17 protein-coding genes are annotated in these 20,452 nt (G+C 67.5%); 4 read left to right on the forward strand and 13 right to left on the reverse strand.

Annotated elements, in window-relative coordinates:
- Positions 1 to 207: 207 nt before the first annotated feature.
- From OSH07_RS14090 to OSH07_RS14110, 5 genes are all read right to left on the reverse strand, one after another.
- Positions 208 to 1,836: a dipeptide ABC transporter ATP-binding protein gene (locus OSH07_RS14090; protein ID WP_266339297.1), complete on the reverse strand. Its 1,629-nt coding sequence runs from the start codon at positions 1,834 to 1,836 to the stop codon at positions 208 to 210.
- Complete coding sequence (locus tag OSH07_RS14095; RefSeq protein WP_266339298.1) at positions 1,833 to 2,696, reverse strand: ABC transporter permease; 864 nt, start codon at positions 2,694 to 2,696, stop codon at positions 1,833 to 1,835. Before OSH07_RS14095 ends, OSH07_RS14090 begins: the two co-directional genes overlap by 4 nt.
- Positions 2,693 to 3,673, reverse strand: a complete 981-nt coding sequence (locus OSH07_RS14100; RefSeq protein WP_266339299.1) for an ABC transporter permease — start codon at positions 3,671 to 3,673, stop codon at positions 2,693 to 2,695. The genes OSH07_RS14095 and OSH07_RS14100 overlap by 4 nt, the downstream gene beginning before the upstream one ends.
- A complete protein-coding gene (locus OSH07_RS14105; protein WP_266339300.1) occupies positions 3,670 to 5,319 on the reverse strand; it encodes an ABC transporter substrate-binding protein in 1,650 nt (549 codons plus the stop codon). The genes OSH07_RS14100 and OSH07_RS14105 overlap by 4 nt, the downstream gene beginning before the upstream one ends.
- A gap of 126 nt (positions 5,320 to 5,445) precedes the next feature.
- Positions 5,446 to 6,861, reverse strand: coding sequence for an LLM class flavin-dependent oxidoreductase (locus tag OSH07_RS14110; protein ID WP_266339301.1), 1,416 nt, complete (start codon positions 6,859 to 6,861; stop codon positions 5,446 to 5,448).
- Between the two features lie 337 nt (positions 6,862 to 7,198).
- Here OSH07_RS14110 and OSH07_RS14115 point away from each other — a divergent pair, with 337 nt between their 5' ends.
- Positions 7,199 to 8,425 carry an acyl-CoA dehydrogenase family protein gene (locus tag OSH07_RS14115; protein ID WP_266339302.1) on the forward strand — a complete coding sequence of 409 codons (1,227 nt, stop codon included), beginning with the start codon at positions 7,199 to 7,201 and terminating at the stop codon, positions 8,423 to 8,425.
- A 56-nt stretch (positions 8,426 to 8,481) separates the two neighbouring features.
- Here OSH07_RS14115 and OSH07_RS14120 read toward each other — a convergent pair whose 3' ends face one another.
- Positions 8,482 to 9,699, reverse strand: coding sequence for an SfnB family sulfur acquisition oxidoreductase (locus tag OSH07_RS14120; protein ID WP_266339303.1), 1,218 nt, complete (start codon positions 9,697 to 9,699; stop codon positions 8,482 to 8,484).
- 223 nt (positions 9,700 to 9,922) lie between these two features.
- Here OSH07_RS14120 and ssuD point away from each other — a divergent pair, with 223 nt between their 5' ends.
- Positions 9,923 to 11,080 carry an FMNH2-dependent alkanesulfonate monooxygenase gene (gene ssuD, locus OSH07_RS14125; RefSeq protein WP_266339304.1) on the forward strand — a complete coding sequence of 386 codons (1,158 nt, stop codon included), beginning with the start codon at positions 9,923 to 9,925 and terminating at the stop codon, positions 11,078 to 11,080.
- A gap of 13 nt (positions 11,081 to 11,093) precedes the next feature.
- Positions 11,094 to 12,485 (forward strand): FAD/NAD(P)-binding protein, encoded by a 1,392-nt coding sequence (locus tag OSH07_RS14130; protein WP_266339305.1) that lies wholly within the window; start codon positions 11,094 to 11,096, stop codon positions 12,483 to 12,485.
- A gap of 50 nt (positions 12,486 to 12,535) precedes the next feature.
- Here the strand turns inward: OSH07_RS14130 and OSH07_RS14135 are convergent, their stop codons facing one another.
- From OSH07_RS14135 to OSH07_RS14155, 5 genes are all read right to left on the reverse strand, one after another.
- Positions 12,536 to 13,237: an ATP-binding cassette domain-containing protein gene (locus OSH07_RS14135; protein WP_420909632.1), complete on the reverse strand. Its 702-nt coding sequence runs from the start codon at positions 13,235 to 13,237 to the stop codon at positions 12,536 to 12,538.
- Between the two features lie 77 nt (positions 13,238 to 13,314).
- Positions 13,315 to 14,271: an ABC transporter permease gene (locus OSH07_RS14140; protein WP_266339307.1), complete on the reverse strand. Its 957-nt coding sequence runs from the start codon at positions 14,269 to 14,271 to the stop codon at positions 13,315 to 13,317.
- Between the two features lie 44 nt (positions 14,272 to 14,315).
- Positions 14,316 to 15,293, reverse strand: coding sequence for a substrate-binding domain-containing protein (locus tag OSH07_RS14145; RefSeq protein ID WP_266339308.1), 978 nt, complete (start codon positions 15,291 to 15,293; stop codon positions 14,316 to 14,318).
- A 337-nt stretch (positions 15,294 to 15,630) separates the two neighbouring features.
- A complete protein-coding gene (locus OSH07_RS14150; RefSeq protein WP_420909629.1) occupies positions 15,631 to 16,191 on the reverse strand; it encodes a flavin reductase family protein in 561 nt (186 codons plus the stop codon).
- A 429-nt stretch (positions 16,192 to 16,620) separates the two neighbouring features.
- Complete coding sequence (locus OSH07_RS14155) at positions 16,621 to 17,364, reverse strand: SDR family oxidoreductase (protein WP_266339309.1); 744 nt, start codon at positions 17,362 to 17,364, stop codon at positions 16,621 to 16,623.
- A gap of 157 nt (positions 17,365 to 17,521) precedes the next feature.
- Between OSH07_RS14155 and OSH07_RS14160 the strand changes: the two genes are divergently transcribed.
- Positions 17,522 to 18,223 carry a class I SAM-dependent methyltransferase gene (locus tag OSH07_RS14160; protein WP_266339310.1) on the forward strand — a complete coding sequence of 234 codons (702 nt, stop codon included), beginning with the start codon at positions 17,522 to 17,524 and terminating at the stop codon, positions 18,221 to 18,223.
- Between the two features lie 24 nt (positions 18,224 to 18,247).
- Here OSH07_RS14160 and OSH07_RS14165 read toward each other — a convergent pair whose 3' ends face one another.
- Together OSH07_RS14165 and OSH07_RS14170 are read right to left on the reverse strand one after the other, a co-directional pair.
- Entirely contained in the window at positions 18,248 to 19,327 is a 1,080-nt protein-coding gene (locus OSH07_RS14165) for an amino acid ABC transporter permease (protein ID WP_266339311.1), read from the reverse strand.
- Positions 19,324 to 20,403 (reverse strand): amino acid ABC transporter permease, encoded by a 1,080-nt coding sequence (locus OSH07_RS14170; RefSeq protein WP_266339312.1) that lies wholly within the window; start codon positions 20,401 to 20,403, stop codon positions 19,324 to 19,326. The genes OSH07_RS14165 and OSH07_RS14170 overlap by 4 nt, the downstream gene beginning before the upstream one ends.
- Between the last annotated feature and the right edge of the window lie 49 nt (positions 20,404 to 20,452).

Genomic DNA, 20,452 nt, shown 5'->3' on the forward strand with positions numbered 1-20,452 from the left:
GAGCATGACGACAGCCGCCGAGATCATCCCCGAAGCGGCGGGATCATCTCGGCGTTCCGAGCACCCTAGGGCTCGCGACGTAAAGAATTACTTTAAGAATACAGGCAAGCCGCCGGGGCTCTCTTTGAGTTTTGTTGCCGGCTTGCAGAAATTGGCCTTGTCGGCCTGGCCTTCGGCAATGAAGAGTCCGTAGCGCGCCTAAGGCGACTAGAATGGCGGCGCTGCGCCCGAACCGGGAAGATGCGGCGCGGAAGCGAGCAGGCGGCGCGTGAATTCGTGCTGCGGATTGGCGAACAGATCTTCTGTCGCGCCGCGCTCGATGACCTTGCCGTCCAGCATCACCACGACCTCGTCGCTGACTTCGCGAATGACGCCGAGATCGTGCGAGATGAACAGATAGGAGACGCCCAGTTCGTCCTGCAATTCGCGCAGGAGGTCGAGCACCTGGGCCTGGACGGAGACGTCGAGCGCCGAGACGGGTTCGTCGCAGACGATCACCTTCGGGTTCGAGGCAATGGCGCGGGCGATGGCGATGCGCTGGCGCTGGCCGCCGGAAAGCTGCAACGGCCAGCGGCTGGCGTAATCCGCTGGAAGCCGTACCTTCTCCAGCAGCGATGCGATCCGCTCGGTATGCTGGCGGCGCGGCAGTCCGCCGGCTTCGAGCGCATCGGCGAGGATCCGCCCGACATTCCAGCGCGGGTCGAAGGAACTGAGCGGATCCTGGTAGATCACGCCGAAATGCGGCCGCTGCGGCCGGCGCTCCCGCTCGGGGACGGCGTCTTTTCCGGCTGCGTTCCAGCGGCTGCCGTCGAAGGTAACTTCACCCTGGTCGGGTCCGACGAGGCCGAGCGCGATCCGCGCCGCCGTCGTCTTGCCCGAGCCGGATTCGCCGACGATTCCCAGCGTCTGGCCGGAGCGGAGCGTGAAGCTGACGTCGTCGACGACGCGGCGATCCTGCCGATCGGGCCCGACATAGGTCTTGGACAGCCCTGAGGCTTCCAGCACGATGTGCGCATTGGCGGCACTGGCGGCGGCGCGGGCCTTGTGCCGCCGTGCGCCGGGGACCGAGCCGAGCAGCAGGCGGGTATAGGCGTGGCTTGGCTGGCCGAGCACGATGTCGGTCGGGCCCTGTTCGACGACGTCGCCCTGGTGCATGACGACCACCTCGTCGGCGATCTGCGAGACGACGGCGAGGTCGTGGCTGATGATCAGCAGGCCGCTGCCGCGCTGCTTCACCGCTTCCAGAACTCTGAGGATCTGCGCCTGTACGGTGGTGTCGAGCGCGGTGGTCGGTTCGTCGGCAATGACGATGGCCGGATCGAGCGCCAGAGCGGTCGCGATCAGCGCGCGCTGGCGCAGGCCGCCGGAAAGCTGGTCGGGCCGCTGGCGGGCGCGGAGCTGCGGCTCCGGGATGCCGACGAGATCGAGCAGTTCCAGCATGCGCTGCCGCCGGGTCTCGCGGTTGCCCCAGCCATGCGCGGCGAGCGCCTCGATGAGTTCGTCGCCGACGGGCCGCAGCGGATCGAGCGAGACCAGCGCGTCCTGCAGGACGAAGCCGATATCCTTGCCGCGCAGGCCGCGCCATTGCCGGTCGCCGAGCCGGCGCAGGTCTCTATCGCCAAACTGCAGCCGTTTTGCCGAGATGCCGGCGCCGCTGCCGGCCAGTCCCACCAGCGTGCGCGCGGTGACGCTCTTGCCGGAGCCGGATTCGCCGACCAGCGCCACGGCCTTGCCGGGCTCGACGGTGAAGGAAATGTCGTGGACGACGCGGCGACGGCTCGCGCCATGGCCAAGCTCGACGGAGAGTCCGTCGACGATCAGGGACGATCCGCTCATGCGCCGCGTCCTTCCAGCCGGCGCTGCAGATAGCGGCCGAAGACGGTGGTGGCGAGGGTCGTCAGCACGATGAAGAAGCCGGGGAAGAAGGTCAGCCACCAGGCGCGCTGCACGAAATCGCGGCCCATGGCGAGCATGGTGCCCCATTCCGCCGCCGGGGGCTTGGCGCCGAGGCCGAGGAAGGAAAGCGCCGAGGACCAGACGATCGCCTGGCCGATGCCCATGGTGATGGTGACGATCAGCGGCCGCATGGCGTTGGGCAGGATCTGCCGCGCGATGGTGCGGATCGGCGGATGACCGAGCGCGCGCGCCGCTTCGACATAGCCGGCATTGCGGGCGGCGATCACCTGTCCGAGCACCATCCGGGCGTAGCCTGGCGCCGTGCCGATGCCGGTCGCGATGATCAGCGGGCCGATGCCGCTGCCGAGATGGGCGGCGAAAAGCAGCGCCAGGATCAGTGTCGGGAAGGAGAACAGCACGTCGAGCAGCCAGGAGACGGCACGCTCGGCGAAGCGGCCGCCCAAGCCGCCGATCAGGCCGAGCACGATGGCGACGCTCATCGATAGCGCCACGGCGCCGATGCCGAGCAGCAGCGACTGGCGCGCGCCATAGATGACGCGGGTGAAGATGTCCCGGCCGGACTGGTCCGTGCCGAAGACATGGACCCAGCTCGGGGGCTGGAATGCTTCGCGCGGCGCGATCGCCAGCGGGTTGGCGGCGGTGAACAGGCGCGGCTCGATGGCGGCCAGCGCCAGGGCGAGCAGGAACACGCCGGCGAGGATCGCTCGCAGCGGCGGCAGTCGAAGGGCCGGCAGCCGCCAGGCGCCGGAGCGGATCGAGAGCGTGTCGGAAAAGCTCATCGCGTGGCTGCCTTGATACGGGGATCGACGAGGACGAAGAGGATGTCGGCGATGGTGCTGGCGAGGATGTAGACGACCGTCACCACCAGCGTGACGCCAATGGTCAGCGGAATGTCCTGGCGCGTCACGGCCTGATAGAGGATGCGGCCGAGACCCTGCCGCGAGAAGATCACCTCGATCAGCACGGCATTGCCGATCAGCGAGCCCACCGCCCAGGCCGAGAGGCTGATGCCCGGCAGGACGGCGTGGCGAAGCGCATGGCGCAGACGCACCGACAGATCGGACAGGCCGCGCGTCCGGGCCGACAGGATGAAGGGCTGGTCGAGCACCAGTTCCAGCGATTCCCGCGTCACCTGCGCCAGGAAGCCGGCAAGCGGAATGGCGAGCGCCAGCGTCGGCAGGACGAGGCCGGCGAAGCCGTCGCGGCTCTGCGGCGGAAACCATTTGAGGCCGAAGGCGAAGACCGCGAGCAGGACGAGCGCCAGCCAGAACTGCGGCAGCGCCGCCGCGATCGCCTCGAGCCCGGAGCCGAGGGCGCTCAGGACGCGGTTGCGCCGCGTCGTGCCGATCACCGAGGCGAGGGCGAGAGCCCAGGCGACGATCATCGCCGAAGCCGTCAGTTGCAGCGTCGGCCCGATCTGCTGGGCGATGACGGCGGCTACCGGCTGGCGCTGCGAGAACGAGACGCCGAGATTGCCGGAGACCAGCCGCTCCAGATAGAGGCCGTACTGGACGGCGATCGGCCTATCGAGACCGAATTCGCGGATGGTGGCGGCGATCGTCTCCGGGCTCGGATTGGCGGTCGGGCCGCCCAGCACGGCGCGGACGGGATCGCCCGGCGTCAGCTTCAGCGCGAAGAAGGTGACGGTCGCCGAGGCGAGCAGCACCAGGATACCGACCAGCACGCGGATCGCCACGCGCCGGCCGAGGCGTCCCAGCCCGTCGCCCGATGGAAGAGCTAGGACGCCCGCGCTCATTTGCTGACCCAGGCGTCGTAGAGCGTCGTCACCGACAGCGACGGCTCCAGCCGGACGCCCTGCGCGGTCTTGTAGACGCCGAGGCGGGTGCTCTGCGGATAGGTCAGCACCTGCAGGAAGTTGGAGGCGACGATCTTCTGCGCCTGGTGATAAAGCTCGCGGCGCTTCGCCTCGTCCTGCGTTTCCAGCGCCTTGGCGACGGTCGCGTCGAACTCGGCGTCCTTGAAGCCGGAGGCGTTCTGGTGGTAGCCGCCGGAGCCCGCCGCGCCGATGAACTCGGAGCTCAGCACGATCCGCAGCACGTCGGCCGTGTTGGTGTTCCAGTACGCGCCGATCACGTCGTAGTCCCAGCGCGAATCCCGGTCGAGCCAGTCCGAGAAGCCGACATTTTCGAGCTGGACGTCGAAGCCCGCCTGTCCGGCGGTTGCCTGGATCTGCTCCCAGAGCGAGCGATCGGCCGGGCCCTGGAAGTCTCCGATCGGGATGTGGATGGTGAGCTTCTTGCCGTCCTTGGAGCGGATGCCGGCCGAATCCCGCTCGGTCCAGCCCGCTTCGTCGAGCAGCTTGGCGGCGCGATCGGGATCGTAGTCGTAGAGGCTCTGGAAGTCCGCGGTGGCGAAGGGCGTCACGCCGCTGAGCGGGCCCGGCGCGCGGCGATAGCGGCCGAAGAAGACGCTGTCGAGCGCGGCTCCGATATCGGCCGAACGGATGAAGGCCTCGCGGACGCGGATGTCGTCGAACGGAGCGCGCGTGATGTTGAGGCTGCCATTCGTCGGATTGCCGGGGCGATCGGTGACGATCAGCTTCAGGTCCGGGTTCTGCTCGGCTTCGGCCTCCGATTCCGGCGGCACGGATTCGATGACGTCGACATCGCCGCTGGCGAGCGACGCGTAGCGGACGGACGGCTCCGGAATGAACTTCCAGATGATCTGGTCGAGATAGGCCGGGCCCTGGTGGTCGGCGGTCGGCGGCGCCCAGTTGTAGTCGGGGTTGCGCTCCAGCACGATCTCGCTCTGGCGGTCCCACTTCACCACCTTGAACGGGCCGGAACCGATCGGGCTTTCGCAATTGACGTTGCGGTCGCGGGCCAGCGCCGCCGGCGCCTGGATGCCGAGGAAGCCCTGCGCCAGCACTTCGAGGAAGGCCGCATAGGGCTTGGAGAGGTGGACGACGGCGGTGAATTCGTCCGGCGTTTCCGTGCTGACATATTGCTGGATGTAGCCGCCGGCGGTCGAGGATTGCGTCGCAGGGTTCTTGATGTGGTCGAGGTTCGCCTTCAGCGCGGCGGCATTGAACTTCTCGCCATTGGTGAAGGTGACGTCGTCGCGGAGCTGGAAGGTGTAGGTCTTGCCGTCCGGCGAGATGGTCCAGCTCTTCGCCAGCCAGGGGCCGATCCGGCCCTGCTTGTCCTGCGAGACGAGCGAATCCGTATATTGCTGGGCGATGAAGACCTGCGGCATGTCGCCGTCGACATGCGGGTCGAGGCAGGTCGGCTCGCGGTCGGTCGCGTAGATCAGCGTGCCGCCCTTGACCGGCGTCGTCGCGTCCTCGGCGCTCGCCTGCGAGATGCCCCCGGCGAGCAGGAACAGGGTGGCGAGGGCGGTGGATCCGCGTGCCAGCGAGGCACGGCGATGGATGCGTTTCATGCTCAGATCGTCCTTTGCTAAGGGCAAGCGGAACCTCGCGCCGTCCATGCTGGGGGCGAGCATCCGGATTGGTGCCGTTCGGGCCCGGTGAAGGCCGCGACAGGCGATGTCAGCGTGTCGGCTTTGTCAGGCGGCTTCCGGGGCGGAGCGCTGCCGCGCCGCGGCCTCGGCCCGCTTCACGGCCTCGATGTCGCGGTAGCGCGCGCCGGGATGGTCGTCCGGTAAATAGGGGCCATCGCCGAAGAGCTTTTCGCGCAGCGTTCCCTCGGCATAGGCGGTCGGATAGGCGTCGCGGCGCTGCAGTTCGGGGACGAGATAGCCGACGATGTCCTCGAACGAGCCCGGCGTGATCGCATAGGCGACGTTGAAGCCGTCGACGTCGGTTTCCGCGACCCAGTCCTGCAGGATGTCGGCGATCGTTTCCGCCGATCCGATGAAGACAGGCCCGGCGCCGCCGATGCCGCCCCACTGCGCGAGTTCCTCGATCGTCCAGGGGCGGCCGGTTTCCTCGATGGATTCGACCAGCGACGTCAGGCCCTTGGGCGCCACCTGCCGCACCAGGTCGGTTGGCGCGTACTGACCGAAGTCGATTCCGGTCCAGCCGGACATGAAGACGAGCGAGCCATCATAGGAAGCGTATTCCTGCAGCTTCTCGAACTTCGCCTGCGCTTTGGCGTCTGTCTCGTCGACGATGATGGTGATGAGGTTGTAGACGAGCAGCTTGCGCGGATCGCGTCCCTCCGCCGCGGCGCGGGCGCGGATGTCGGAGACGTAGTTCTTTAGCGCCGGCTTGGTCAGCGCCCCGACGAAGACGCACTCCGCGTTGCGGGAGGCGAAGCGCCGCCCGGCCTCGGACTGGCCGGCCTGGAACAGCAGCGGCGTGCGCTGCGGCGAGGGCTCGCTCAGATGATAGCCCGGCACCTGGAAGTATTTTCCGTGATGGCCGATCTCGTGCACCTTGGCCGGATCGGCGAACAGCCGCCGCTCGCGGTCGCGGAGCACGGCGCCTTCCTCCCAGCTGCCTTCGAGCAGCTTGTAGAGAACCTCGAGATATTCCTCCGCCACATCATAGCGGTTGTCGTGCTGGCGCAGTCCCGCTTCGCCGACATTCTTGGCGCCGCTCTCCAGATAGGAGGTGACGATGTTCCAGGCGACGCGGCCCTTGGTGAGGTGGTCGGCCGTCGAGAGCCGCCGCGCGAAGGTATAGGGATGCTCGAACGAGGTGGAGGCGGTGATGCCGACGCCGATATGCTGGGTGCTGAGGGTGATCGGCAGCGCCAGTTGCAGCGGGTCATTGACCGGGATCTGCGCACCTTGGCGTAAGGCGGCGTCAAGGTCGCCCTTGTAGACATCGTAGTAGCCGATAACGTCGGCAATGAAGATGCTGTCGAAAATGCCCTTCTCCAGCGTTCGTGCCAGATCAGCCCAATATTCGACGTCCTTGTATCGCCAGGATTGATCGTCCGGATGCGCCCAGAGGCCGGGAGACTGATGGCCGACGCAGTTCATCTCGAAGGCATTGAATCGGATGTGTCGAGGCAAAGGGAATTCCTTCGAAATTCATAATATTTGTAAGAAAAGACTAGCGGGGCGCGTTGACCGGTTACAGGCAGCGGGTATCCTTCTTCGCCGCATCCATGGAAATTTCCTCCCCCGCCGGCGGCCTTCGGGGCGATGGATCCGGCGATGGGAATGATTTTTTAGCCCCGTGCCGCAGCGCATGATGGGGTTTCTGTCCGCCTTGGCATCGATCGGATATCGCTGGTGGACGGCTTCCGGGACTGGCGCAACGCCCGTCGACCCGCACCGCCGCTCGCGCGCGGCGCGCAGCCGGCAATCGCGGAAGCTATTCCTTTTCACGCAGGCGAGGACCACAGAGATGACGCAGATCGATGCCGGCTGGGGCGCCGGCCCGAGCGCTTCCTACGAGACGCTGGCCGCGACGTTCCGGCCCGTCTTCCGGCAGATCGCGGCCGGCGCCGTCGATCGCGAGGTGGCGCGTCGGCTGCCCTATGAAGAGCTCGCATTGTTGAAGGTCGCGCGCTTCGGCGCCCTGCGCGTGCCGCGCGAGCAGGGTGGCTTCGGCGCCTCGGTGCCGGAACTCTTCGCCTTGCTGATCGAGTTGTCGGCGGCGGATTCGAACGTCACGCAGGCGCTGCGCGCGCATTTCGGCTTCGCCGAGGAGATCGTCAGCACGCGCTCGAGGGCCTGGCAGGCGAACTGGTTCGAGCGGCTGGTCGCCGGCGACACGGTCGGCAATGCCTGGAGCGAGGTGGGGGAGGCCAAGCAGCTCACCTTCTCGACCCGGCTAGACCGCGATGGCGAGCGCTGGCGGCTGAACGGCACCAAATACTACACGACCGGTTCGCTGTTCGCCGAGTGGATCGACGTCACCGCGACCGGCGAAGACGACAAGCCGGTCGGCGTGCTGGTGCGCTCGGATGCGCCGGGGGTCGAGATCTTCGATGACTGGGACGGCTTCGGCCAGATCGGCACGGCAAGCGGGACAACCGTCTTCACCAATGTCGCCATCGAGCCGGCGCAGCTGGTCGCCGACGAGGGGCGGGTCAGATACGGCCAGGCCTTCTTCCAGCTTATACATCTGGCGACGCTCGCCGGTATCGGCCGGGCGGCGGCGCTCGAACTCGCCGAGGCGGTGGCGGCGCGCACCCGCCATTACAGCAATGGCGCCGGCGCGCGGTCGAGCGAGGATCCGCAGGTGCTGCAGGTGGTCGGCCGCATCCGCGCCGCCGCCTATGCCGCCGGCACGATCGTGCTGAAGGCGGCGGAGGCGGTGCAGCGCGCATTCGAGCGCCGGATCGCCGGCGACGAGGCGGGCGAAGCGGCGGCCGCCGCAATCGCGGATATCGAGGTCGCGCAGGCGCAGGTCATTGTGTCTAGCCTGGTTCTCGATGCCACCGCCTCGGTCTTCGATGCGCTGGGCGCCTCGGCGACGCGGAGGGGCGTGGCGCTCGACCGGTTCTGGCGCAATGCGCGGACGCTGTCGTCTCACAATCCGCGCATCTACAAGGATCGGATCATCGGCGATTTCGCCGTCAATGGCGCCCCGCATCCTGCCCAGTGGCGGATCGGCAAGGTCGCCTGATCCCGCGCTCCCGAAAGAGTGCGCGGCCGTCGAACCGGCCGCGCACGCGTCCTGTCCTAAAGCGCGCCGTTGCGCGGCGGCGCGACCTGGTTGAGCACCCAGTTTCCGACGACGTGGTACTTCCAACGGACGGGATCGTGCAGCGTGTGCGTGCGGGCATTGCGCCAGTGGCGATCGAGGTTCTCTTCGATCAACGTCGAGCGCGTGCCGGAGAGCTCGAACAGCGCGTTGGTGGCTGCGAGCGCCACTTCCGTGGTCAGCACCTTGGCGCCGGCAACCGCGATGGTGGCGGCGATTACGTCCGGCTCGGCAAGCGAACGGCGCGCGGTGTCCACCTTGCGGCCGGCCTCGGCAAGAAGCGCGCTGGCGGCGTCTAGGCGTATCGCGAGGCTGCCGACGATCGAGATCGTCAGCGGGTCGTCGGAGGCGCGTTCGACCCCCGCATCGCTCCAGGGGCGCGCGCGGTTGCGGACGAAATCGAGGGTTTCGGCGAGGGCGGCGCGAGCGATGCCGAGATCGATGCCGGCATGGATGATCTGCCCGAGCGAGCCGATCGTCGTCGGACGATCGAAGCCCTTCTGGTGCTCGACGATGCTGTCCTTGTCGACCCGGACATTGTCGACGATGGTAGTGCCGCTACCAGTGGTCCGCTGGCCGAAGCCGCTCCAGTCGTCGAGAACCGTCAGGCCTTCCGCGTCGTGCGGCAGGAAGGACATGGTCGTCCGTCCTTCCGGGTCGTTGGCGAAGACGACGATCCAGTCGGCGAACAGCACCCCGGTCGAATAGAATTTGCGGCCGTTGATGCGGAAGGAGTCGCCGTCTGGCTCGATCTTGGTGTTCTGCTGCCCGACATTCTTGGTGCCGATTTCCGACAGGGCGTTGCCGAACTGATCACCCGCGAGCGCGCGGCCGAAGAAGAAGCGCTTCTGCGCCTCGGTGCCGTCCACTCGCAGCGCCTCGAGGATGTAGAAGTGGTTTTGCGGGATCTGGCCGATCGAGCTGTCGGCCTCGGCCAGGATCGCCGACACCTCGCCGAGCGTCGCAGCCGAAACGTCGATGCCGCCATATTCGCGCGGCACGGTGATGGCGAGCAGGCCGGACGCGGCCAGCTTCTCCAACTCGGTCCAGGGCAATTGACGGTCGCGGTCGCGCTGCGAGGCGCCGCGGGCGAATTCGGCGGCGAGCGTCCGGGCAATGTCCAGTGCCTCCTGGTCGCTGGCGATCCGCCTGGCTGCCGGCGTGGATGAAATCGCGGATGCGGTGGAGAGCGACATGCGGTGATCCTGATTGAACGGGAGGAGGGCGCGCTGGCAGGGCCGGCGCGCGCTTCGTCCAAATCTCTCCGCCGAAGCCGTTTGCGAGAAGCCATCGAATTTCTATATTGCAGGCATAATTGGCAATTGTTTCCTTTTGTCCGGATTTGTTCGATAATACATTGCCGCTTCTTTCCACGATGGCGGAAAGGTCTGGATAATTCTGAATTGATCGGAGATATACATGAGTGTGAACGTGCCCGAGCGCATCAAGGTTCTCTGGTTCATTCCCACTCATGGTGACAGCCGTTATCTCGGTACGTCCGTCGGCGGCAGGGCAGTCGATCTCCCCTATCTGACCCAGATCGCCCAGGCCGCCGATTCGCTCGGTTTCTATGGCGCGCTGCTGCCGACGGGTCGCAGCTGCGAGGACAGCTGGGTCATCGCCTCGGCGCTCGCGCCGTTGACCCGCCGCCTTCGCTTCCTGGTCGCGGTGCGGCCGGGCCTGCAGTCGCCGACACTGGCCGCGCGCATGACGGCGACGCTCGACCGGATCTCCGGCGGGCGCCTGCTGATCAATGTCGTGACCGGTGGCGACCCGCAGGAGAACAAGGGCGACGGCATCTTCCTGAGCCATGCCGAGCGCTACGCCGTCACGCGCGAATTCCTCGATATCTACAAGGCGGTGCTGAGCGGCGAGACGGTCGCGCATGAGGGGCCGCACTTCCGCATCGAGGATGGGCGGTTGCTGTTTCCGCCGGTGCAGGCTCCGTATCCGCCGCTCTATTTCGGCGGCTCCTCGGCCGAGGCCAATGACGTGGCGGCCGAGCAGATTGACAAGTACCTGACCTGGGGCGAGCCGCCGGCGCAGGTGGCGGAGAAGCTCGACACGGTGCGGCGCCTCGCCGATGCGAAAGGGCGCGATGTCAGCTTCGGCATCCGCCTGCACGTGATCGTCCGCGAGACCAGCGAGAAGGCGTGGGCGGCGGCGGAGGAGTTGATCCGGTATCTCGATGATGACACCATTGCGGCGGCGCAGAAGGTATTTGCCCGCATGGACTCGGAAGGCCAGGCGCGGATGAGCCGGTTGCATGGCGGTCGCCGCGACAAGCTCGAAGTATCGCCCAATCTCTGGGCTGGCGTCGGCCTCGTGCGCGGCGGCGCCGGCACGGCGCTGGTCGGCGACCCGGATACGGTGGCCGAACGCATCGACGAATACCGGCGTCTCGGCATTGATACCTTCATTTTCTCCGGCTATCCGCATCTGGAGGAGGCCTATCGCTTCGGCGAGCTTGTGCTGCCGAACTTGCCGCTCGATCATCCGATCTCGTCCCGCAGCAGCGCGGTCAATACCGGGCCCTTCGGCGAGACCATCGCCGGCGACCATCGCCCGGCAGCCTGATGAGCATCCATTCATGACAAGCCGCAGAAAGCCGCCGACTGTCGTCGTTGTGGGAGGTGGTTTCACGGGTGGCGCGGTGGCCTATCATCTCGCTGCCCGTCGCCTGCCTCGCCTCGGCCCGGTCACGGTAGTCGAACCTCGCCCGCTGCTCGGCGCCGGCCTTGCCTATTCGACCCATGACGCGGCGCACCGGATCAATGTGCCGGCGGCGCGGATGAGCCTGATCTCCGAACAGCCAGGCCATTTCGCGGAGTGGCTGGAGCGGACCGGCGCTGCCGACAGGGGCGCGGTGACGGAGGACGGCCACGTCTTTCCGCAGCGCCGCCTGTTCGGCCTCTATGTCGACGCGACACTGCTGCCGCTGCTCGGCGAAGGGCTGGTCCGGCACAGCCAAACCCGGGCGATCGCGATCGAGAAGCAGGGCAAGCGCTTCCGCATCGGTCTCGAGGACGGCAGCGTGCTGCTGGCCGACGTTCTCGTCCTCGCGACGACCCATCCTGCGCCGTCTGTGCCGGCCGTGCTGCGGCCGCTGGCGGAACGAAAGGGCTTCGTCGCCAACGCCTATGCCTCGGACGCGCTGGAGGGCATCGCCCCGGACGACCGCGTCCTGATCGTCGGAAACGGCCTGACCTCGGCCGATATCGTCGCCTCGCTCGACGCCCGCGGCCATCGCGGGGAGATCACCTCGCTCTCCCGCCATGGCCTGCGCTCGAAGGGGCATGCGCCAGGGACGTGGCAGCCGCGCGGCGATTTCACCACTGCGCCAGCCCCGACCGTCCTGAAGCTGCTCGGGCAGATCCGCGTCGAACTGGAAGCCGGCCGGACGGCCGGCGAGACCTGGCATCCCGTCTTCGACGCGCTGCGCGGCCAGGGCGGGGCGATCTGGGCCGCGCTGTCGTTGGCCGAGCGCCGCCGTCTCGTCCGTCACCTGCGAGTGTTCTGGGACGTGCATCGCTTCCGTGTCGCGCCGCAGGTCGAGGCCGCGCTGGATCGCCGGATCGCTGATGGAACGCTCGAGGTTCTCGCCGGATCGCTCGTGGCGGCGAGCCGGGATGCGCGGTCCTTCGTGATCGATATCCGGCCGCGTTCGCGGCGGACCATCCGTCAGGAGCGATATGACGCGGTGATCGTCGCGACCGGTCCGGCTCATGCCGCCGTTATCCGCGAGAACCCGGCGATCGCTTCCCTCCATGCCGCGGGCCTCGTCGGGCTGGACGCCTATGGGCTCGGGCTCGCGGTCGATGCCGAAGCCGTCGCTCTCGACGCAGGGGGATCGCCGGTGCCGGGCCTCTATGTCGCCGGCCCGCTGGCGCGCGGCTCGTTCGGCGAGTTGATGGGGCTGCTGGAGGTGACCCGGCACGCCGAATTCGTCGCGGATCGCATCGTCGAACGCCTGATCGGCTAGAAGGGAAGGCGGAGATGGTGAGCCCGCCTGTTGGCGGGCTCCGCGCCCGCTCAGGCGGCGATCTCGTCGATGCCGGTCATGATGCCTACCACGCCCCGAAGGCTCGTCTCGGCCGGCCGGACGACCGCGGCGCGGCGGCCCTGGCGATGGATGTGGATGCGGTCGGCGATTTCGAGCACTTGCGGCAGGTTGTGGCTGATCAGCGTGACGCTGACGCCCTTGTCGCGCACGCGCCGGATCAGGTCTATGACCACGGCCGTTTCGCGCACGCCCAGCGCCGCCGTCGGTTCATCGAGGACGAGAACCCGCGCGCCGAACGCCATGCCGCGCGCGATCGCCACCGCCTGGCGCTGGCCGCCCGAAAGCTTGCGCACCGGCGTCGTCAGCGAGACGTTGCCGAGGCCGAGACTGGCCAGTTGCTCGCCGGCGATCTTCGCCATCGCCGCGCGGTCGAGCGTTCGCAGCACGCGGCCGCTGAAGGACGGTTTGCGGATCTCGCGGCCGAGAAACAGGTTGCTGACCAGATCGAGTTCGCCGGAGAGCGCGAGATCCTGATGGACGACGCCAATGCCGGCGCCAAGAATCTGCGTCGGGTCGCTGATCTGCACCGGCTTGCCGTCGATGAAGATCTGGCCGGAATCCGGTACCGTCGCGCCGGCCAGCGACTTGATCAGCGTCGACTTGCCGGCGCCGTTGTCGCCGACCACGGCGAGGATCTCGCCCTGCTTCAGGTCGAAATCGGCGCCGCGCATCGCCTCGACCGACCCATAGGTCTTCACGAGGCTGCGCGCGGCGAGGATGGTGCCGGCCGGAACGAGGGGAGCGGTGCTCAATTGGATTTCCTGCGCGAATATTGATCGAGCGAGACCGTCGCGACGATCAGGATGCCGGTGATGATGTCCTGGAACAGGCTGTCGATGCCCGCGAGGGTCAGTCCGTTGCGCAGCACGCCGACGATCAGCGCGCCGGTCAGCGTGCCGAGCACCTTGCCGCGTCCGCCGAAGAAGCTGGTGCCGCCAAGCACGACGGCGGTGATGCTCTGCAGCGCGATATTGGCCATGGCGTTGGGATCGGCGCTCGGAATGCGGCCGAGCGACAGCCAGGCGCCGACGGCATAGAGCAGGCCGGCGACGGCATAGACGCCGATCAAAGTCCGTTCGACGCGGACCCCGGCGAGGCGGGCGGCATCCGGATTGTCGCCGACGGCGTAGATGTGCTTGCCCCACGCCGTGTTGCCGAGGATATGCGCGAACAGCGCATAGGCGGCGAGCAGGGTCGGGATGCCCCAGCTGATGAACACGCCGCCGATGCTGAAGCCCTGGCCGAGGAAGGTCAGGAGGCCCTTGGGGATCGTCTGGCTGCGCGAGCCGGAGAGCAGATAGGAGACCGCCGTCAGTACGGTGAAGGCGCCGAGCGTGACGATGAAGGGCGGCAGGCGGACCCGCGCCACCAGCAGGCCATTCAGCGTGGAGGCGGCGATCGCCAGGACGAAGGCCAGCAGCAGCGCCAGTCCTTCCGGCGCGCCGCCGACGGCGACCTTGGCGGCGACGATGGTTGCCAGCACCGTGATCGCGCCGAGCGCCAGATCGACGCCCGCCGTCAGGATGATCAGCGTCTGCCCGAGCGCCAGCATTCCGAGGACCAGCGTCTGCTGCAGCACGAGCGAGACGTTCGTCGCGGTCAGGAAACGATCGGAGGCGAAGGAAAAGACGATGACCAGCAGCAGCAGCGCCAGCGCCGGGCCGACAAGCGGATGACCGCGCAGGGATTTTCCCCACGCGGCCACCCGGCCCTCACCGGTCTTCCCCGCCACGTCCGGGCGGGCGGGTGCTACCAGCAATTCTTCAGGCCCCAGGCGGAATCCTGCGAGGTGATGCCTTCGAACGGCTTGTCGGTCACCAGCACGGCGCCGGAGTCGATGAAGCCGCTCGGCTTGGCACCGGTCTTGGCATAGTCGACCACGGCCTGGACGCCGAGCTCGGCCATCTTGCCCGGGAACTGCACCACGGTGGCGCCGACCTGGCCATCGGCGACCGCCTTGATACCGTCGCAGCTGCCGTCGATCGAGCCGATCGCGACCTTGCCGGCGAGGCCGAGCGCCGAGGTGACGGCATGGGCGGAGACCGCCGCCGGCTCATAGACCGTGTAGACGGCGTTGATCGTCGGATCCTTCTGGAAGAAGTTTTCCAGCGCCGTCTGCGCTTCCGCCTGGTTGGAGATGTTCTGCTGCGCGATGATCTCGGGCGCGCCTTCCTGCAGGCCAAAGCCCTTCAGGAAGCCGTCATGGCGCTCGCGCGTCGAGACGGTGCCGCGCGTGCCGTCGACCAAGGCGACGCGGGGCGCCGTGTCGCCGAGCGCGGCGCGCACCCACTGGCCCTGCAGGACGCCCGCCTGAAGATTGTCGGTGGCGAAGGTGGCGTCGACGGCGCTGTCGGGAGAGACGCGGCCGTCGAGCGCGATGACGAGGATGCCGGCGGCGCGGGCCTTGGCGATGGCGTCGTTCAGCGCTTCGGCGTCGCTCGGCGTGACCAGGATGCCCTTGACGCCGAGTGCGGTCAGATCCTCGATCGCGGCGACCTGGCCGGCGGCGTCGTCATGCGTCTTGCCCGTGATGGCGACGATCTCCGCGCCGGCCGTCTTGGCATAGGCCTGGGCATCCTCGCGCAGCTTGACGAAGAAGGGATTGCTGTCGGTCCGCGTCACGAGGCCGACCTTGACCGCCTCGTCGGCGGCGAAGGCGCTGCTCGAGAGCATGGCGATGGCCACGAGGGCGAGAGACGGGGCATGGAAGCCGAATTTCAGGCGCATGATTTCATTCGTTTCTGATGGAGGCCCTGTCCGCACCCGTCCGAGAAGGACTTTGGTGACGAGAGCAAGGCAATGGGCACATCGACGATGTGTGTTGTCCGTGATCGTATCGATGACGATCATCTGCATCAGGGTAGAATGAGATATCCACCTCTGAAAGAAATCGTGTTTGCGATTCGTCTGATGATTTAGAAAATATTCGGCGGATTTGGATTAGTAATTATTTCGATTGGAGAGAGATAAATTTGGATCGCTTCGTAAATATACGAGAATCGCATTGGAATATACTGAGAGTGGCCGCCGGCGCTCGATCGGTCGGGAGCCGGCGGCGAAGGGATCAGCGCGATGCCGGGCCCGTCTCGTTCGACAGCTGGCGATAGCCGCCGTGCCAGTAGAGCAGGGGCTGGGCTTCCGCCGTGGTCGTGATGGCCCGGACGGAGCCGATCAGGATCGAATGCGAGTGCCGTTCGATCGCTTCTTCCAGTTCGCAATCGAGGACCGTCAGGGCGCCGACGAGGCCGAGGCTGCCGGTGACGAGTTTCTGCCAGGAGGCGCCCTCATAGCGGTCGGCGCCCTTGAGGCCGCCCCGGCCGGCGAAATTGTCCGCCACGTGCTGCTGGTCGTCGGCCAGCACGTTCACGCAGAAGCTCTGGTAGCGCTGGATGGCCGGCCAGGAGGACGAGGCGCGGTTGAGCGAGACGATGATGGAGGGGTGGTCGGCCGAGAGCGAGGAGACCGAGGTCGCCGTGAAGCCCGTCAGGTCCTGACCCTGTCCGACCGTGATGACGCTGACGGCCCCGGCCAGGAACCGCATCGAGTTCTTGAAGGCCGCCGTCTCGACGCCGGCCTGGAAGCGATCGGAATTCGCCGTGTAGGGGTAGGCGGCGGCAAGCGACATGGTTTTCTCCATGGGGACGTCAGGTCGACGGAATGAGGGGGGAAGCGTCCGGCGCCGCCGGCGCGAAGACGGGATCCGGCATGCGGCCGAAGGCATGCGCCGGCACGCGTGCGCGGCTCGGCGGGGACAGGCGGGCATGTCGAGGTCGGCGGCGAAGGGCCGGGCGGGTAGGACTGGGCATGCCCCATTCCAGCATGGCAGGCCGAGGAAAGACGAGACCGTCGCGATCTAGATCGGCGCGCGACGGGGACTTTCCTTGCTCGAAGCGGCGGCGCGAGCAGAAGAAAAAACCGAATTGCTATTTTGTCGATTAAATTAGTCGTCTTGGTGAATGGAGACCCGCGCTGCGATGGAGCGGCGCGGTGGATCGATCGGGAGCGGCGTCCGGACCGGAGCGGACCCGGACGCCGGAAAGGATCGGCGTCCTTCCTATCTCTCGTAGAACTTGTTCAGCCGGGGGCTGATGACGACCTCGTTGAGGCAGACCGAAGCCGGCTGCGTGGCGATGAAGAGGGCGAGTTCGGCGAGATCGGCCGGCTGCAGCATCTCGGCGCGCTGCTGCGCGCTCGGCGGTGTCGGGCGCTTCTCCAGGATCGGCGTCGCGACCTCGGCCGGCAGGATGGCGGTCGAACGGATGCCGTTCCGGTACTCTTCCATGTTGATGCTCTGGCTCATCGCCACGACCGCATGCTTGGCAGCGGTATAGACGGGGCCGCTGACGGGATGGATGAACTTGCCGGCCCAGGAGGCGATGTGGATCAGCTGGCCCTGCTGCGCCTTGCGCATCGGGTGCATGGCGGCGGCGGCGCAGTAGAGCGCGGCCGACAGGTTGCTGTGGATCAGGCCGTCGATACTGGCCGGCGTGAGGTCCTTCCAGGCGCGCTCGACGATGTTGCCGCCGGCATTGTTGACGAGAAGATCGAGCCGTCCGAACCGCGCCTCGATCTCGGTGACGATCGTTCCGGCGGTCTCTGGCTGCGTCAGGTCGCCGGACTGGACGAGGCTCTTGCCGCCCGTCTCGGCGATCGCGGCCGCCGTCTGGTCGAGGGCCTCCCGACGCCGTCCGGTCAGGACGACGGTGCAGCCCGCGCCGGCCAGCGCCTTGGCGACCGCCTGCCCGATGCCGCTTCCCGCGCCGGTGACCCAGGCGACTTTTCCAACCAGCTTCGTCATGTGCTTCCGTCCTTGCAAGGTGAGCCTCGCTGATAGCGAAGGAACTGGTCCGAGGACAAGGGCGCGGGCTTGATTGCGCCCGCAACGCCGGCCTTGCCTGTCCTGTAATGTAACTTATATAGTTGCATGAAATTCAGTCGTGGCCGGAGGAGATCGCATGCAACGAGACGATGGACGGGCGGGCGCTTCCCGCCTCGTGACGCCGGCGTTTGGCGGCGCGCATGCGAGCCTCTATGCGGAGGGGCCGCCGCGCCAGGTGCCGGGATTTGCCGCCCTTCATCGCATGACCTCGATGCTGCTGGCCGAGCATGTCGCGCAGCAGGGGCGGGTGCTGGTGCTCGGAGCGGGCGGCGGCCTGGAACTGAAGGCGCTGGCCGACGATCATCCCGGCTGGAGCTTCGACGGCATCGACCCGTCGGCCGAGATGCTGCGCGTGGCGGCGGAGATCGTCGGGGCCCATTCGGGGCGGATCCGCCTGCAGGAAGGCTATATCGACACGGCGCCGGCGGGGCCGTTCGATGGCGCGACCTGCCTGCTGACGTTCCATTTCGTTCCGCCGGAGCAGCGCCTCCATACGCTCCTGGAGATCCGTCGCCGTCTTGCGCCGGGCGCGCCCTTCGTCGTCGCCCATCTGAGCTTTCCGCAGGCGGAGCCGGAGCGGTCGCGGTGGATCGCCCGTCATGTCGCGTTCGGCGGGACCGATCCCGCCCAGGCGGAGAGCGCCCGGCAGGCGATTGCCACGCGGTTGTCGATCCTGTCGCCGGAGCAGGACGAGGCGCTGCTGCGCGAGGCGGGGTTCTCGAATGTCGGCCTGTTCTACGCGGGGCTGAGCTTCCGTGGCTGGGTCGCTTATGCCTAGCGCTGCCGCGCCGCGGCCCTGCCTTCATGTCGACACGGCCCTGAGGTGCCGCTCGAGCCAGAGGCTGTAGCGCGAGGCGGCGTAGGAGAGGGCGAAGTAGATCGCCGCCGCGAAGGCGTAGGCTTCGTTGTAGAAGCCGATCCAGTTCGGGTCGGTCGCCGAGACGCGCGCCGTATTCAGGAAATCGAACAGGCCGATGACGATCACCAGCGTGGTGTCGAGGAAGAGGCCGATGGCGAGGCTGACGAAGGCGGGGATGACCGCCCGCAGCGCCTGCGGCAGGACCACCCGGCGCATGGTCGTTCCCCAGGAGAGGCCGAGCGACCGCGATGCCTCGTATTGCCCGCTTGGCACCGCCTGCAGCCCCGCGCGGACGATCTCCGCCATGTAGGCCGAGACGAACAGGACGATCGCGATCTGGGCCCGAAGCAGCTTGTCGAGCGAGAAGCCGGCCGGGAGCATCAGCGGCAGCAGCAGCGTCGAGACGTAGAGCACGGCGATCAGGGGCACGCCGCGCATCGTCTCGATGAAGCCGACGGCGAGAAGCTGGATCAGCCTCATGTTCGAGCGCCGCGCCAGCGCCAGCCCGATTCCGATCGGGAAGGCGGCGGCAAAGCCGACGACCGACAGCAGCGCCGTCACCGGAAACCCGCCCCATTTGTCGGTAGCGACCCAGATCCCGGTCAGCGCGCCGGACAGGATGGCGATCGCGGCGCCGAGGGTGACCGGCCAGGCGAGCGCGAGCCAGCGCCCCCAGAGGCGCGGGATTCCGGTCGCGACGACGAGGCCGATCAGGAGGAAGACCGCCATTGCCGCCTGCCAGTCGCGATCGTTCGGATAGAGGCCGAACAGGATGAAGCGGGCCTTCTCGCCGATGAAGGCCCAGCAGGCGCCGGTCCTCGCCGCGCAGTCCTGCGCCGTCCCCGTCCAGGTCGCGTCGATCACCGCCCAGCGCAGGAAAGGCAGGACGACGAGGGCGACGAAGGCGGCGAAGCCGAGCGTGATCAGGATGTTGGCCGGCGAGCCGAACAGGCCCTGTCGCCATTGGCGCCAGGGCGAGGATCGGGGCGCCGCCGGCGCGGGGCCGGAGAAGGCGATCGTCATCGGCTGAGCCCCTTCAGGGCCTGGCGCGCATTGTAGCGGTTCATCGCGATCGAGACCGAGAAGCTGATCGCGAGATAGACGGCGACCATGATGATGATCGTCTCCAGCGCCTGGCCGGTCTGGTTGGCGGCGGTGTTGATGATGCTGACGAGATCGGGGTAGCCGATCGCGACGGCGAGGCTCGAATTCTTCGTCAGGCTCAGATAGTTCGACGTCATCAGCGGCGTGATCACCCGGAGCGCCTGCGGCAGGATCACGAGGCGGAAGATCTGGCCGGGATGCAGGCCGAGCGAGCGCGCCGCCTCCCACTGGCCCTGCGGCACCGACTGGATGCCGCTCCGCACGATTTCGGCGACCAGCGCCGAGGAATTGACGAAGAGACCGACGACCAGCGCCGCGAATTCGGGCGTCAGCGACAGCCCGCCGACGATGTTGAAGCCCTTCAGCGCCGGCAGTTCGGCGCGCGCCAGCCCGCTCAGGGCGAGAAGCAGGAAGAGGATCGCAAGGCCGGCGCCCGATCCGAGCGCACGGGCGCGGAAGGACAGGCCGATCCGCCGTCCGCGCAGGAGCAGCAGGATCGCGGCGAGGATGCCGGCCGCGGCCAGGATCTCCGCCAGACCGCTCTCGAAGCGCAGCGCCGGGATGTAGATGCCGCGATTGCTGAGGAACACGCCTTCCACCGGCTGCAGCGCCTTTCGCGCGGACGGCAGGGCGTGGAACGTCGCGCTCCAGAAGAAGAGCTGCAGCAGCAGCGGCGTGTTGCGGATCAGCTCGACATAGGCGCGGACGGAACCGGCCAGAAGCGGATTGCTCGACATGCGCGCGACGCCGAGCGCGACGCCGAGGATGGTGGCGATCACGCAGCCGACGAAGGAGACGACCAGCGTGTTGACGAGGCCGACCAGGATGGCGCGGGCAAAGCTGCTTTGCGACGAATAGGCGATCAGCGTTTCGCCGATCTCGAAATTGGTCGGCCGGGCGAGAAAGCCGAAGCCCGGCGTGATGCCGACGCGATGCATGTTGGTCGCCATGCTCTGGCCGAACAGGCCGAGCAGCGCGAGGATGCCGACAAACACGAAAATCTGGGTGAGCGGACGCTCACCCAGAAAGTCTCGAGGCGAGAGG

It is taken from the genome of Kaistia nematophila, from assembly GCF_026343855.1.
GTDB lineage: Bacteria > Pseudomonadota > Alphaproteobacteria > Rhizobiales > Kaistiaceae > Kaistia > Kaistia nematophila.